The 14,716-nt window shown below is 38.5% G+C and carries 13 protein-coding genes; 8 read left to right on the top strand and 5 right to left on the bottom strand.

Features of this window, described 5'->3' with window-relative positions:
* Nucleotides 1–23 precede the first annotated feature (23 nt).
* The 5 genes from MMY79_RS15145 to MMY79_RS15125 all read right to left on the bottom strand — a co-directional run bounded on the left by MMY79_RS15145 (nucleotide 24) and on the right by MMY79_RS15125 (nucleotide 5,499).
* Nucleotides 24–1,052: a hypothetical protein gene (locus MMY79_RS15145; protein WP_252609914.1), complete on the bottom strand. Its 1,029-nt coding sequence runs from the start codon at nucleotides 1,050–1,052 to the stop codon at nucleotides 24–26.
* On the bottom strand, nucleotides 1,045–2,670 hold the full coding sequence (locus MMY79_RS15140; RefSeq protein ID WP_252609912.1) for an NAD+ synthase: 1,626 nt from the start codon (nucleotides 2,668–2,670) through the stop codon (nucleotides 1,045–1,047). The genes MMY79_RS15145 and MMY79_RS15140 overlap by 8 nt, the downstream gene beginning before the upstream one ends.
* A gap of 385 nt (nucleotides 2,671–3,055) precedes the next feature.
* Nucleotides 3,056–3,616: a hypothetical protein gene (locus tag MMY79_RS15135; protein WP_252609910.1), complete on the bottom strand. Its 561-nt coding sequence runs from the start codon at nucleotides 3,614–3,616 to the stop codon at nucleotides 3,056–3,058.
* Between the two features lie 182 nt (nucleotides 3,617–3,798).
* Nucleotides 3,799–4,251 (bottom strand): protoporphyrinogen oxidase HemJ, encoded by a 453-nt coding sequence (hemJ, locus tag MMY79_RS15130; RefSeq protein ID WP_252609908.1) that lies wholly within the window; start codon nucleotides 4,249–4,251, stop codon nucleotides 3,799–3,801.
* 18 nt (nucleotides 4,252–4,269) lie between these two features.
* Nucleotides 4,270–5,499: a beta-ketoacyl synthase N-terminal-like domain-containing protein gene (locus tag MMY79_RS15125; protein ID WP_252609906.1), complete on the bottom strand. Its 1,230-nt coding sequence runs from the start codon at nucleotides 5,497–5,499 to the stop codon at nucleotides 4,270–4,272.
* A gap of 300 nt (nucleotides 5,500–5,799) precedes the next feature.
* Between MMY79_RS15125 and MMY79_RS15120 the strand changes: the two genes are divergently transcribed.
* The 8 genes from MMY79_RS15120 to rimI all read left to right on the top strand — a co-directional run bounded on the left by MMY79_RS15120 (nucleotide 5,800) and on the right by rimI (nucleotide 14,681).
* Nucleotides 5,800–7,119: an EcsC family protein gene (locus tag MMY79_RS15120; RefSeq protein ID WP_252609904.1), complete on the top strand. Its 1,320-nt coding sequence runs from the start codon at nucleotides 5,800–5,802 to the stop codon at nucleotides 7,117–7,119.
* A gap of 200 nt (nucleotides 7,120–7,319) precedes the next feature.
* Complete coding sequence (rpsL, locus tag MMY79_RS15115) at nucleotides 7,320–7,694, top strand: 30S ribosomal protein S12 (RefSeq protein WP_002050319.1); 375 nt, start codon at nucleotides 7,320–7,322, stop codon at nucleotides 7,692–7,694.
* Nucleotides 7,695–7,854: 160 nt separating this feature from the next.
* Nucleotides 7,855–8,325 carry a 30S ribosomal protein S7 gene (gene rpsG / locus MMY79_RS15110; RefSeq protein WP_004638185.1) on the top strand — a complete coding sequence of 157 codons (471 nt, stop codon included), beginning with the start codon at nucleotides 7,855–7,857 and terminating at the stop codon, nucleotides 8,323–8,325.
* Between the two features lie 177 nt (nucleotides 8,326–8,502).
* On the top strand, nucleotides 8,503–10,641 hold the full coding sequence (fusA, locus tag MMY79_RS15105) for an elongation factor G (RefSeq protein ID WP_231761780.1): 2,139 nt from the start codon (nucleotides 8,503–8,505) through the stop codon (nucleotides 10,639–10,641).
* 94 nt (nucleotides 10,642–10,735) lie between these two features.
* A complete protein-coding gene (gene tuf / locus MMY79_RS15100) occupies nucleotides 10,736–11,926 on the top strand; it encodes an elongation factor Tu (protein ID WP_042894405.1) in 1,191 nt (396 codons plus the stop codon).
* Nucleotides 11,927–12,130: 204 nt separating this feature from the next.
* Nucleotides 12,131–13,012, top strand: coding sequence for a metal-dependent hydrolase (locus MMY79_RS15095; RefSeq protein WP_252609902.1), 882 nt, complete (start codon nucleotides 12,131–12,133; stop codon nucleotides 13,010–13,012).
* Between the two features lie 230 nt (nucleotides 13,013–13,242).
* On the top strand, nucleotides 13,243–14,118 hold the full coding sequence (locus MMY79_RS15090) for a metal-dependent hydrolase (protein ID WP_252609900.1): 876 nt from the start codon (nucleotides 13,243–13,245) through the stop codon (nucleotides 14,116–14,118).
* Nucleotides 14,119–14,225: 107 nt separating this feature from the next.
* Entirely contained in the window at nucleotides 14,226–14,681 is a 456-nt protein-coding gene (gene rimI, locus MMY79_RS15085; protein WP_252609898.1) for a ribosomal protein S18-alanine N-acetyltransferase, read from the top strand.
* The last annotated feature ends 35 nt before the right edge of the window (nucleotides 14,682–14,716 follow it).

The following is a 14,716-nucleotide window of genomic DNA, read 5'->3' as shown; positions in this document are numbered from 1 at the left end:
GCATGGTTTCTTTTTGTCTTTTTTTACTCATTAAAATGTTTTTCAATAATATCGAGTGTTTTTGAGCTTTGATAAAAAGGAGCTAAAATCGTTTGAAGTAACGGTTCTAAAATACCGTGTTCATTAAATACATTCATGATCTTAGGGTAAAAGCGTAAGGCTTCGGTTTGTAAGTCGGTTTCAGTTAAACCAATCTCACTTAATACTTCAAATAAACTTTCGTCTTTATAAAAGTCATAAAAAACTTCTACGCCATATAAAATAAGGTCCTGCATGAATTGCGATTGGCGTAATTCTTTCCAATATTCGTAAATTAAAACAAAGAACTCTTCAACATCAAGAGGAGTGAGTTGCTTCATAAACTCATACATTTTTTTATGTCTAATATCTTCCCAAACATGGCGCACTAGGCTTTCTAAATCTTCACTCGACAAAAGACTTAATTCTGTAAGTTGCTCGTGAATAAAGCTGGCAATCCAAGTTTCAAGTTTATGCTCAAGACGTTGTTGCTGTAAAAAAGAGAATTTTTTGAGTTTATGTTGCCATTCAAAGTGGTAATCATCGACTCTAGATGCATTTAAAAATTTTGGTATTTTCTGTTCTAAGGTGGAGGTCGCAATATATTGACAAAGCTGTTGGACAGAAGGGCTAGTTCTTAAAAATTGGTTGAGATAATGAGGAATATGCTCCATTTCCAAAAATTTGGAGAGCCACATTTCAAATTGATGGTCAGATACCAAGTCTTGTAACTGAATTGGAGACTTCATAGCAGATAGATAAATACGCTGCGCAATTTCCCCAATAAACTCAAGTAAACCAGCACCAAGCTGCATTTCAAAAGCATAGCGTTTCACAACGGCTTGTAGTTGCTCTAAATCAACAACTTCATGAAGCTTGATTTCGTCAGCATGTTGCACAAACAGTTGAATAAACTGTTGGAAATAAATAGGTGAGTTTTCTATAGATAATTGTTTTTTGAAAAATTCCACTTGCTCAAGCAAAAGTGCTTGAGCAAGTGTTGTAGTTTTTGATGAGTTTTTCTGCTCAGTCATTCGCTGTCCAACCGTTGACAATCGGATAACGTCGTTCACGACTAAATGCACGAGAAGTAATTCTCGGCCCAATCGCGCCTTGACGACGTTTATATTCATTACGATCAACTAAACGGATGACTTTTTCAACTACTTCTTTATCAAAACCTTTGGCAATAATATCTGCCTGACTTAAATCTTCTTCAATGTATGCGTAAAGAATGGCATCTAATACATCATAGGCTGGTAAAGAATCTTGGTCTTTTTGGTCTGGGCGAAGTTCCGCTGAAGGTGGACGAGTAATAACACGTTCAGGAATAACAGGAGTTTCACTTAAGCTATTACGGTATTTTGCTAATTCAAATACGATAGTTTTATAAACATCTTTTAGAACTGCAAAGCCACCAACCATATCACCGTAAAGTGTACAGTAGCCAACTGAAAGCTCAGATTTATTGCCAGTAGCGAGTACTAAATTACCAAATTTATTTGATAAACCCATCAGTAATGTGCCGCGTGCGCGCGCTTGTAAGTTTTCTTCAGTTGCATCTGCTGGTGAGTTGCCAAAGAAAGGATACAAGGTTTGCATAAAGCTATTTACAACCGAATGTATTTCAGCAATACCGAAAGTCACACCCATACGTCGAGCTTGTTCTGCCGCATCTTCTACACTAATTTGAGAAGTATAAGTATAAGGCATCATTACGGCTTGTACTTTTTCTGCACCAATTGCATCAACAGCAATTGCAAGTGTAAGAGCTGAGTCAATACCACCAGATAAACCTAAAATTACACCAGGGAAACCTGAACGCTCTACATAGTCACGTGTTGCCAGAACTAAACCTTGATAGATCTCTGCAAATGTTTCTAAAGCAGGAGCAGATTCTGTGACTTTAAAAGATTTGTTTTTATGGTCAAATTCAGCGATGTAGAGGTCTTCTTTAAAGCTTGGCGCTTGTAAAGCAATTTCACCACTTTTATTACTGACGAAACTTGTGCCATCAAAAATTAAATCATCTTGGCCGCCCACTTGGTTAACGTACACAATGTTGAGGTGAAGTTGCTTTGCAAGTTCACTCAAGGTTTGTGTACGGTGCTGTGGCTTACCGACTTCATATGGTGATGCATTCAATACAAGAACAGTATCAACATTTAATTGGCTTAACTGTTTTACGGTATTGAGTGACCAGATATCTTCGCAAATCAATACGCCAAACTTATGTCCAAGATATTCAAACACCAAATGCTGGTGGCCTTTTTGGAAATAACGTTTTTCATCAAAGACGCCATAGTTTGGTAAATTGTGTTTGTTAAAAACACCCAAAACTTGACCGTCTTTCATGATAGCAGCTGAATTATAACGTTGACCATCTTCTGTCTGGTTCACAAATCCGAAAACCATGACAATATCTTTAACTTCGGCAAGTTGGGCAAAAGCCTTTTGCATACGTTTATTTAAATTTGGACGTAGCAATAAGTCTTCAGCTGGGTAACCAATAACAGAAAGCTCGGGAAAAATAATCAGGTCAGCGTTTTGTTTTTTCGCCTGATTTACTTGCTCAATCATCTTTTTGGTGTTTGAGTCAATATTGCCAATATGCGGAGAAAACTGAGCAAGGGCAACTTTAAAACTTTTCATTCAAACCTAATCCTAGATCATAACGAATATAGATACACACAGTGTTGATTTTTATAGATATAATTTTTCAACGATGTGTATGATACGATAGTAAACAATTAAAATAGTAAACAAAAATGTCAAGATCAATAATATATACCAATCACATATTTTCTGCGTAAAAATAACGAGATTTTCTGTATAGAATAGAAACAGGCTTCATTATTTTTATTGTTTGTATACTGCCTTATCACAAGCCAATTTGGAATAAGCGCGTTATATTTTTTTCAATAATTTGAATTAAATAAGAGTGATTTTCTAGTTTAAGTAAGTATTTCTGATTTATAAGAATTCTCATTTACATTAAGCAAAAAATGTTACGTTCAAAGAAAGACTGATTATTTCGTTACAAATGAAGTTGCGGTGAATAGATAATATTTGGGATTTTTCCAGAGCAAATGTCACGGGCAATTTCGCCTTGTTGTTCAATATTATAAGTGCTAAACGCTTTGTGGGGAGAGTAAGTGTATTTATAGGGGTTGTATTTTTTAAAGCTAAGATAATAGGCCGATTGTAACAATGCACCTTTAAGTAGTACATGAATACCTTTCTGATATTGCATGACATGAGTGAGTTCGTGAATAAAAATACCCTGCATAAATTTAGATTCTAGAGCGTAATTTTCACTGTAATCGGAAGAATTGACATAAATATTTCCGTTTGGAGCCATAAAAATACCGCAAGACTGCCAAGGAAGGTAGCGAGTAGCAATAATTTTAGGTTGCTCGCAATTGAGCATGTCGCCGAAAACGAGTTGTGCTAATACTTTTTCTTGAGCGGTTAAATATCTAATAGGATAGTTTTTTAAGTGACGAAAAATAAAAAGCGTAAGAAGTATAAATTGTTGTTGGGTTGAGCTTTTAAGGGCAGTAAGGGTTAGCATAGCTTTGCCATTAAATGAGTTCATCTATTTCTTTAGAATAGTATAGATTACTCATTAGTAAATAAAGAGTCAGGTTGACTCATTGGGTATATAACCTTAAGAAAAAATTGATTTTATGTATTTGATTAAAAGGTAAATATATAAATAACTCTGTGGTTTTTTAGTGTCTAAATTAAATAAATTGCCCAATAAAGCAAAAGCCCCAGTTAAAACTGAGGCTTTACGACAACTAAAATCACTACAGCAAATAAAATTAAAGTTGGCATTTCATTAAAGAATCGCCAGAACTTATGTGATTTATAGTGAGCATTTCCGATAAGTTTTTTACGGTAGTAGCCACATACTAAATGGTAGATGACTAATAAAGCGACTAAAGCGACTTTAAGGTAAAACCATGTTGCCTGATGGTAATGTCGAGTTGCATCGCCCCAATCCACAAGAAAATGGGCGGTAATTAATGTGGCGATCATAGAAGGCCACATAATTCCGCGATACAACTTACGTTCCATTACTTCAAAGCGTTGATGACTAGCAGCATCTTCACTCATGGCATGATAAACATATAGACGTGGTAAGTAGAACAAAGCAGCAAACCAACAAACCACGGCAATAATATGTAATGCTTTTACCCACAAAAAAGCATCAGAAGGTGCATCCATCGATAATCCTAGGTGGGATTATGCATCCCACTTCTTGAAAATAAGGCAAGCGTTAACACCGCCAAAGCCAAAACTGTTACTCATTACAGTATTCAATTTTGCATCACGTTTTTCAAGTACGATATCAAAAGGTTTTGCGCCTTCATCTAGTTCAGTCACATTGATGTTTGGTGCAATAAAGTCATTTTGCATCATTAGAACAGAGTAGATAGCTTCTTGTACGCCAGCTGCACCCAAGCTATGACCAGTCATAGATTTAGTTGAGCTAAGAGGAGGTACATTGCCTTCACCAAATGCACGTTCCATTGCTTTAAGTTCTGTAATGTCACCAGCAGGAGTAGATGTACCATGTGTATTTACATAGTCAATTTTTTCTACGCCATGTTGCTTAGCTTCTTCAAGTGCCATTAATACACAACGTGTAGCGCCTTCACCGCTTGGAGCAACCATGTCTGCGCCATCGCTGTTTGCAGCATAACCAACGACTTCAGCTAAAATGTTGGCACCGCGTGCTTGTGCGTGTTCAAGTGATTCAAGTACGACAAAACCACCACCACCAGCAATAACGAAACCATCACGATCTGCTGAATATGGACGAGATGCTGTTTCTGGAGTTTCATTATATTTTGAGCAAAGCGCACCCATTGCATCAAACAATAAACTTTGAGACCAATGATCTTCTTCACCACCACCAGCAAGCATAAGGTCTTGTTTGCCGAGTTGAATAAGGTTGTACGCATAACCAATTGCGTCAGCAGAAGTTGCGCAAGCACTTGTAATGGTATGAGCAATACCTTGCAATTTAAATGCAACACCTACGTTTGCAGTAATAGTGTTTGACATGTTACGTGGTACGAAGAAAGGTCCTACTTTACGGGCACCTTTAGTCTCTAAAAGCTCTGTCATTTCAACAACAGATGCAGTTGAACCACCACCTGAACCACCTGCGATACCGTAACGTGGATTACCACCGATTTGCTCAGCAGTAAGTCCTGCATGTTCAACAGCAGCTACAGCGGCATTGTAAGCGTACATTGCACATACGCCCATAAAGCGTTTTAACTTACGGTCAATATGATCAAAATCTTGGTCTGCAGCAGCGCTCACATGACTTTTAAAATTGAGTTCAGCATAAGTTGGGTTAAAACGTGTCCCGGAGATTCCATTTTGAAGTGAATGAGTAACTGCTTCTAAAGAGTTACCGATACATGAGTTAATACCCATACCAGTGATTACAACACGTTTCATCTACAGGTCCCTTTATGGTGATATTAAGAGTCTATGGTGATCAACAGCTACGAAAACGAATAGGAGAATATAGCTGTAAGAAAACAAGACTCATGTTTTTTCGTTGTTAACATGATAGCAGAAAGGATTTTTATTTCTTATGGCAAATCTTTATGACAATTTTACATTTAAAAAAAATAACTAAATACATGGTATGTTGCATTTAGGGTTAACTAAAATACACACATTCAAGTTGAGATAAATCCACATTCCACCTAGTATTTATGTCTAATTAGATAAATTAAAAAATCGAGGTACTTGATGACAAAATTTAATAATAATCAATCTGAAAATTTGTTTTCTCAGGTCTTCGGAGTGGCTAAAAAGCTCAGTTCTACAGGATTGAGTATCTTGCAACAGAACCAATCAGGTGATGTCAGTAAGGTAATTGAACCAATTCCAACTGGTAAAACGGTTGAAGGTAAATCGAGAACTAAAAGCCCATTTGAAGTTGAGCAATATGAAAGTCCTCAACAGATGCTACGTGAACAATTACCGAAAGTAACTCGGCAGGTATTTGGGCGACATTTTACAAAAGTAAATGGTGTAGCTACATTTCTCTCCCCAGATTGGGATGAAAAAATCTCAGGGTATTTATTTGATTGGTTGAATGACTTTAGTTCAAAAAGCACCTTAACTGAAAAAATCTTAGAAGAAGCGGGCGCTAAAGATTTATTTGAACTAACTAAAGATACGGGTCGCTCTCAACGTTTAAGTCAGGCCCTCATTGAACAAAATAAGTTAATCGCAACAATACAAGGGGCAATCACCGGTGTGTCTGGTGTTGTTGGTGCTGCTGTAGATATTCCTGTTTCACTCGTGTTGGTTTTAAGAACGATTTATCAGACAGGAAGGTCACATGGCTTTGATCTTTTGGAACTCACAGACCAAGATGTTGTCGAGTTTATCTTCAAAGAAGTTGATATTAGTCTGATTGCCGAAAAGCAAACTCTATTGTTGGCTTTAAAAACATTACGAAATATGTTGGAAACACAAGATATTCATCAATTTCAGCAAGTGTTAGGTTCAACTACCGATTTAGATACTTTAAAGAACTGGCTAGTCGATGAAGATGGAGAGTTTAAGTGGGGATGGTTAAATCGTATTCCGAAGCTTTCAGCATTTGGTAAAGTTACACCTGTTGCTGGTGCTGTTTTAAGTGCCGTATATAGTTGGAAGCTACAAGAAGATGTTGGGCATAAAGCACAAGCTATCTTTGGAGCTGCAAGACATTATTTAAATGAGCATCCAAGTGAGCATTTATCTCCACTTCAGGCTTATTATGCTGCAGTAACGCTCATTCAGAAGGCCAGTCCACGTCTTTTAAATGTGGGTGAAGATGGCAATATCCATGCTGCACATCATCATAAAGTAGAAAACCATGATGTCATTTCAAAAGTATCTATTGTTTTAAAGCCTTCTGAAAGTAAAAAGAGCGAAGAAAAAATTCAGGAAAATGTTCATCAAGGTATAGAACAACTTGCTGATAAACATGTAGAGGAACATGAGTATACAGAGCAAAAACCAGCTCTAACTCCTGAGGAAGATGAAGAGGGGTTGGATGGTAAAAAATACTCTTAACAATACGCTTACAAATAAGAGCTTTAAAAATAAAATCTGAACTCTATTTAAATTTGTAAGTTATCCTGTCAAAGATTGATATGGTCAACATTTGGTACGTATTGCCGTGTTGACCATTTTTGCATCTTAGCTTACAATTATGTGCCCTTAAAAAGAGGTATTTTCTTTTTAAGGTTTTTTAATAACGGGAGAATTGCCATATGGCAACAACGAATCAGTTGATCCGTAAGGGTCGTACGACTTTGGTTGAAAAATCCAAAGTTCCTGCGTTGAAGGCTTGTCCACAACGTCGTGGTGTTTGTACACGTGTTTATACAACTACACCTAAAAAACCTAACTCAGCTATGCGTAAGGTTTGCCGTGTTCGCTTAACTTCAGGTTTTGAAGTATCTAGCTACATCGGTGGTGAAGGTCATAACCTACAAGAGCACAGTGTTGTTCTTATCCGTGGTGGTCGTGTTAAAGACTTACCAGGTGTACGTTACCATACCGTTCGTGGTTCATTAGACTGTGCTGGTGTTAAAGATCGTAATCAATCACGTTCTAAATACGGTACTAAGCGTCCTAAGAAGTAATTCTAGGAAACTAGTCCAATAAGCCCTTTAGCGTTTCGCTTGTTTGAATTCTTCATAGATTTGTAATTCAAGCGACGTATAGTAAGGCCAGCGTCGTGTACATGACACTTGTACAAACTGCTGGATTATCCTGAAGTGTCATATTATTAGGTGTATTAAAATGCCAAGACGTCGCGTAGTCGCTGCTCGTGAGATCCTTCCAGATCCAAAATTTAGCAGCCAAACAATCGCTAAATTCATGAACCACGTAATGCAAGATGGTAAAAAATCTGTTGCTGAAGGTATCGTTTACGGTGCTTTAGAACGTGTTCAAGAAAAAAACAAAGTAGACCCAGTTGAATTTTTCGAGACTACTCTTGAAAAAGTTCGTCCTATGGTTGAAGTAAAAGCACGCCGTGTTGGTGGTGCTACTTATCAAGTACCTATGGAAGTACGCCCATCCCGTCGTACTGCCTTAGCAATGCGTTGGTTAGTAGATGCTGCTGCTAAGCGTTCTGAAAAAACGATGGCTTTACGTCTTGCTGGTGAGTTGCTTGATGCAGCTGAAGGTAAAGGTGCAGCGATCAAAAAACGTGAAGACGTGCATCGTATGGCTGAAGCCAACAAAGCCTTCTCTCACTACCGTTTCTAAGCGGATAAAACAGTCCCTAATCAGGAGAATATTCATGCGTACAGCAGCTCGATTCAACATTGCTCTTTATCAAAGTGGGAGCTTTGCGGGTATTTAAGTTGCCTGCTTGGATATTTGTGCGCATCAATTTAATTGATGCGTCCTGTTTTAAATATAACATTTAGGAATGTAGACATCATGGCTCGCCAAACCCCAATTAGTAATTACCGTAACATCGGTATTTCTGCGCACATTGACGCAGGTAAAACAACTACAACAGAACGTATTTTGTTCTACACAGGTGTATCTCACAAAATTGGTGAAGTACACGATGGTGCAGCAACAATGGACTGGATGGAACAAGAGCAAGAGCGCGGTATTACAATTACCTCTGCTGCTACAACTTGTTTCTGGTCTGGTATGGGTAACCAATTCGAACAACACCGTATCAACGTAATTGACACCCCGGGACACGTAGACTTCACAATCGAAGTTGAACGTTCTATGCGTGTTCTTGACGGTGCGTGCATGGTTTACTGTGCAGTTGGTGGCGTACAACCTCAGTCTGAAACTGTATGGCGTCAAGCAAACAAATATAAAGTGCCTCGTTTAGCATTCGTGAACAAGATGGATCGTACTGGTGCAAACTTCTTCCGTGCTGTTGAACAAGTTAAAACTCGTTTAGGTGGTAATCCTGTACCTATCGTTGTGCCAATCGGTGCAGAAGATACGTTTGCAGGTGTTGTTGACCTTATCGAAATGAAAGCGATTATCTGGGATGAAGCATCTCAAGGTATGAAGTTTGAATATGCTGATATCCCAGCTGACCTTGTTGATACGTCTAACGAATGGCGTACCAAAATGGTTGAAGCTGCGGCTGAAGCTTCTGAAGAATTAATGGACAAGTACCTTGAAGAAGGTGATCTTTCTAAAGAAGAGATCATTGCAGGTTTACGTGCTCGTACATTAGCTTCTGAAATTCAAGTAATGCTTTGTGGTTCTGCGTTCAAAAACAAAGGTGTTCAACGTATGTTGGATGCTGTAATTGAATTCTTACCATCACCTACTGAAGTTAAAGCGATCGAAGGTATCCTTGACGACAAAGACGAAACTAAAGCGTCTCGTGAAGCATCTGACGAAGCTCCGTTCTCTGCGTTAGCGTTCAAAATCATGAACGATAAATTCGTAGGTAACTTAACATTCGTACGTGTTTATTCTGGTGTTCTTAAACAAGGTGATCCGGTTTATAACCCAGTTAAATCTAAGCGTGAACGTATCGGTCGTATCGTGCAAATGCATGCGAACGAACGTCAAGATCTTGATGAAATTCGTGCAGGTGATATCGCAGCGTGTGTAGGTCTTAAAGACGTTACTACTGGTGATACATTATGTGATGAGAAAAACATCATTACACTTGAGCGTATGGAATTCCCAGAGCCAGTAATTTCATTGGCTGTTGAACCAAAAACTAAAGCTGACCAAGAAAAAATGTCAATTGCTTTAGGTCGTTTGGCTAAAGAAGATCCATCGTTCCGCGTTCGTACAGACGAAGAATCTGGTCAAACAATTATTGCTGGTATGGGTGAGCTTCACCTTGACATCATTGTTGACCGTATGAAGCGTGAATTCGGTGTTGAAGCGAACATTGGTAAACCAATGGTTGCTTACCGCGAAACAATCAAAAAGACTGTTGAGCAAGAAGGTAAGTTCGTTCGTCAAACAGGTGGTAAAGGTAAATTCGGTCATGTATATGTTCGTTTAGAGCCTATGGATGTTGAAGAAGCTGGTAAAGAATACCAATTCGCTGAAGAAGTTGTCGGCGGTACTGTACCTAAAGAATTCTTTGGTGCGGTTGACAAAGGTATTCAAGAACGTATGAAGAATGGTGTATTAGCTGGTTACCCTGTTGTGGGTATCAAAGCGACATTATTCGATGGTTCTTACCACGATGTCGACTCTGATGAATTGTCGTTCAAAATGGCTGGTTCGTACGCTTTCCGTGACGGTTTCATGAAAGCTGATCCTATCCTTCTTGAACCAATCATGAAAGTTGAAGTAGAAACTCCAGAAGACTACATGGGCGATATCATGGGTGACTTAAACCGTCGTCGTGGTATGGTTCAAGGTATGGATGATCTTCCTGGTGGAACTAAAGCAATTAAAGCAGAAGTTCCATTGGCTGAGATGTTTGGTTACGCGACTCAAATGCGTTCTATGTCTCAAGGTCGTGCGACTTATTCTATGGAATTCGCTAAATACGCTGAAACTCCACGTAACGTGGCTGAAGGCATCATCGCTAAGTTCCAGACTGGCGGTAAAAAAGGTGACGACGAGTAATCTTTCGATTACTATAAGCCCAAACTAATTCTTAGTTAAAAACCAAGCGCTCGTGCAGTGACCCTGCATGAGCAGTTTATAAAGGAAGATCATCATGGCTAAAGCCAAGTTTGAACGTAATAAGCCACACGTAAACGTGGGCACAATTGGTCACGTTGACCATGGTAAAACAACTTTAACTGCTGCGATTGCAACTATTTGTGCAAAAACTTACGGCGGTGAAGCGAAAGATTACTCACAAATCGACTCAGCACCTGAAGAAAAAGCACGTGGTATTACAATTAATACTTCACACGTAGAATACGATTCTCCAATCCGTCACTACGCTCACGTAGACTGCCCGGGCCACGCCGATTATGTTAAAAACATGATTACTGGTGCTGCTCAGATGGACGGCGCGATCCTTGTATGTGCTGCGACTGATGGTCCAATGCCACAAACTCGTGAACACATCCTTCTTTCACGTCAGGTTGGTGTACCTTACATCATCGTATTCTTAAACAAGTGTGACCTTGTTGATGATGAAGAATTACTTGAATTAGTAGAAATGGAAGTTCGTGAACTTCTTTCTACTTATGACTTCCCAGGTGATGACACTCCAGTTATCCGTGGTTCTGCGCTTAAAGCGTTGGAAGGCGATGCTGGTCAATATGGTGAGCCTTCAGTTCTTGCTCTTGTTGAAGCGCTTGACTCTTACATCCCAGAACCAGAACGTGCTATCGACAAAGCATTCTTAATGCCAATCGAAGACGTATTCTCTATTTCTGGTCGTGGTACTGTAGTAACAGGCCGTGTTGAATCTGGTATCGTTAAAGTTGGCGAATCAGTTGAAATCGTTGGTATCCGTGACACAGTAGTAACGACTGTAACTGGCGTAGAAATGTTCCGTAAATTGCTTGACGAAGGTCGTGCAGGCGAGAACTGTGGTGTTCTTCTACGTGGTACTAAGCGTGAAGACGTACAACGTGGTCAAGTACTTGCTAAACCAGGTACAATCAAGCCGCACACTAAATTCGATGCAGAAGTATACGTACTTTCTAAAGAAGAAGGTGGTCGTCATACTCCATTCCTTAACGGCTACCGTCCACAGTTCTACTTCCGTACAACTGACGTAACTGGCGCAATCCAATTACAAGACGGCGTTGAAATGGTTATGCCAGGTGACAACGTTGAAATGTCAGTAGAATTAATCCACCCAATCGCAATGGACCCAGGTCTACGTTTTGCGATCCGTGAAGGTGGTCGTACTGTAGGTGCTGGTGTTGTTGCGAAAGTAACTGCATAATCACTTTCAGTGAAAAAAAGCGCTCTTTTTAGAGCGCTTTTTTTATATTTAAATGTCTAACAATCACTATAAAAGCTGGCCTTAACTGATATTTCAATGTCCTTATTTACACTTAATCCTTTTTATTAACTTTGTATGATAAGAATCAAGAAAACGAACAATAAAGTTTGAGTAACTTGGGTTACTTATTAAGGAGCTTTGGGTATGAATGCTAAAGTGAATATTACGAATCGTGCAGGTGCAAGTTTTCCAGTACGTCGTATGAATTTTGACTTTAATGATGTACCAGAATATTGGATGAATGGTTCTGCTGGACTAACACACTTTATGACAGCATTGTCGGCCTTGTTTCCAGCAGGTGAAAAATTCTTCATAGATAGTGTACGGGCTGTACGTTATCATCCGTCTATTAAAGATGATGAAGTATTGCAAAAAGAGATTAGTGCCTTCATTGGGCAAGAAGCAATGCATACTCAAGAGCATGTAAATTTTAATGCCTCTGCTCAAAAGTTTGGTCACGATGTAGAAGCGTTAGAGAAGTTTACCGATACGGCCATTCAAACAGCAATTAAAACTTTTGTAAAAATTGTCAAACCTTTTGGTATGACCAAAGATATGGTTGATCTAACAGCTACAACAGCACTTGAACATTTTACCGCTACGATTGCTTCACAGTTATTAGTCAATCAACATATTCAAGAGTTGATGACAGACGAAACCATGTCAACTATGTGGTATTGGCATGCTATCGAAGAAAATGAGCATAAAGCTGTAGCTTTTGACGTGTACGAAGGTGTGTTTGGTAAGGGCATAAAAGCTTATGCATTACGTACGAGTTCACTAGTATTTGCGATGACTTTGATTTTCTTGATTCAGTCTTCTTTTGTGCTTCGTCTATTAAAGCAAGACAAAAAATTAAATCTAGATGAGTTATCGGTGATTTATAAATACGCATATAGCCCGTCGAAAGGTATCATTACTGGCATGGCTAAAGAAATGCTAGCCTACTTTAAACCCGGTTTTCACCCAAATGACCTAGATACAGTAGGTCTATTGAAAACATGGAAAGCAAAATTAGGTTTGTAATTTACATTTATGTTGATTTGAAAGGGCTCATTAGTAGCCCTTTTTCTTTTAAGTGCTCACATAACTATTAGCAGATCTATGCACCTTTATGGGGTGATTAATGACCTCATCTGATATTTCTCTGTCCTCATCTGCACTTAATTGGCACATCGAAAGACGTATGATTATAAATATTAAGAAAATAAATAAAGTTATATGTGAATTAGCTATTCACTTAAAAGGAGTCTGAGATGAATGCTAAAGTAAATATTTCAAATCGTGCTGGTGCTAGTTTTCCTGTGCGTCGTATGGACTTTGAGTTTGCTCAGGTCCCGCGCTATTGGGCGAATTATGATGCAGGATTAACTCATTTTATGACGGCATTATCGGCTCTTTTCCCAGAGGGTGAGCAGTTCTTTGTAAATAGCACTCGTGCTGTTCGAAATGATCCAAAGCTTGCCGATCCAGATCTTCAAAAAGAGATTAGTGCTTTTATTGGTCAAGAGGCGATGCATTCGAAAGAGCATTTAGCATTTAATGCCTCGGCTCAGGCTTACGGATATGATGTGCGTCATATGGAAAAGCAAACAGGAAAAGTCATTAATATGGGTACTACTGTTGTAACCAAATTAATGAAATCTTTTGGCTACACTAAAGAAATGATTGATTTGACTGGAACATGTGCTCTAGAACATTTTACGTCTACGATTGCAGCAGAACTTTTACAAAACCCTGAAATTCAGGCGATGTTCCAAGATGACACGATGTATCATTTATGGATGTGGCACGCAGTTGAAGAAAATGAACACAAAGCTGTGGCATTTGATGTATACACAAGTATGTATGGACAAGGTCCAAAAGCTTATTTCATGCGTTCAACGGCTTTAATCATTGCAATGGCATTAATCTTTGCAACTCAGACACATTTTACAGCTAAGTTATTAAAAACCGATGGAAAATTAACATGGAAAGATACGAAGTACATGCTTAAGTTCATGTATGGTCGTAAAGGTTTTATGACCCGTCAAATTCCAGAATTACTTGATTTCTTAAGACCAAAATTTCATCCAAATGATTCTGACACTACCGCACTGTTAGCAACTTGGCGTGAAAAACTAGGTCTCTAAAAAAGATAATAAAAAAGGGCAATTTAATTGTCCTTTTTTTTACTCGTTTTTTCTTATGAAGTTTTTATAATACGCATTACTTTAGAACTTTGATTGTGCTGAACCCCATGATTCGTATAATGCAAAACACTGATGTTGATATTGTTGTAGAAATCGAAAAATCAGTACAGACACATCCATGGTCAAGACAGCAATTTGTAGAATCTTTAAATTCTTATCAATGTACCGTCATTGAGTCACAAAATAGAGTGGTTGGCTTTTGTATTTTACAACCAGTAGTAGATGAAGCAAATTTATTGCTCATGGCAGTTGACCCTAAAATGCAAGGTCAGGGCTTAGGATATGAGTTATTAAATGCATCAATTGATCAATTAAAAAATCAGCCAGTACAAATATTTTTAGAAGTTCGTGAAAGTAATAAAGCCGCTATCGGTTTATATGAAAAAACAGGTTTTCACCAAATCGACCTTCGTCGCAATTATTATCCTACCCCAGAAGGGGGGCGGGAACATGCAGTCATTATGGTAAAAACCTGTACCGATGATTTTGCTTCTTTATTCTAAATTTTGATCTGGTTGCTTTTTATGCGAAGGCACGA

Source organism: Acinetobacter sp. XS-4, from assembly GCF_023920705.1.
Lineage (GTDB): Bacteria > Pseudomonadota > Gammaproteobacteria > Pseudomonadales > Moraxellaceae > Acinetobacter.
Note: the sequence above shows the minus strand (reverse complement) of the source record. Positions and strands in the feature narration are given on the sequence as shown.

Coding starts and splice junctions, on each gene's coding strand:
- MMY79_RS15145 (WP_252609914.1), bottom strand. CDS start 1,052: ATGACTGAGCAGAAAAACTCATCAAAAACTACAACACTTGCTCAAGCA.
- MMY79_RS15140 (WP_252609912.1), bottom strand. CDS start 2,670: ATGAAAAGTTTTAAAGTTGCCCTTGCTCAGTTTTCTCCGCATATTGGC.
- MMY79_RS15135 (WP_252609910.1), bottom strand. CDS start 3,616: ATGAACTCATTTAATGGCAAAGCTATGCTAACCCTTACTGCCCTTAAA.
- hemJ (WP_252609908.1), bottom strand. CDS start 4,251: ATGGATGCACCTTCTGATGCTTTTTTGTGGGTAAAAGCATTACATATT.
- MMY79_RS15125 (WP_252609906.1), bottom strand. CDS start 5,499: ATGAAACGTGTTGTAATCACTGGTATGGGTATTAACTCATGTATCGGT.
- MMY79_RS15120 (WP_252609904.1), top strand. CDS start 5,800: ATGACAAAATTTAATAATAATCAATCTGAAAATTTGTTTTCTCAGGTC.
- rpsL (WP_002050319.1), top strand. CDS start 7,320: ATGGCAACAACGAATCAGTTGATCCGTAAGGGTCGTACGACTTTGGTT.
- rpsG (WP_004638185.1), top strand. CDS start 7,855: ATGCCAAGACGTCGCGTAGTCGCTGCTCGTGAGATCCTTCCAGATCCA.
- fusA (WP_231761780.1), top strand. CDS start 8,503: ATGGCTCGCCAAACCCCAATTAGTAATTACCGTAACATCGGTATTTCT.
- tuf (WP_042894405.1), top strand. CDS start 10,736: ATGGCTAAAGCCAAGTTTGAACGTAATAAGCCACACGTAAACGTGGGC.
- MMY79_RS15095 (WP_252609902.1), top strand. CDS start 12,131: ATGAATGCTAAAGTGAATATTACGAATCGTGCAGGTGCAAGTTTTCCA.
- MMY79_RS15090 (WP_252609900.1), top strand. CDS start 13,243: ATGAATGCTAAAGTAAATATTTCAAATCGTGCTGGTGCTAGTTTTCCT.
- rimI (WP_252609898.1), top strand. CDS start 14,226: ATGATTCGTATAATGCAAAACACTGATGTTGATATTGTTGTAGAAATC.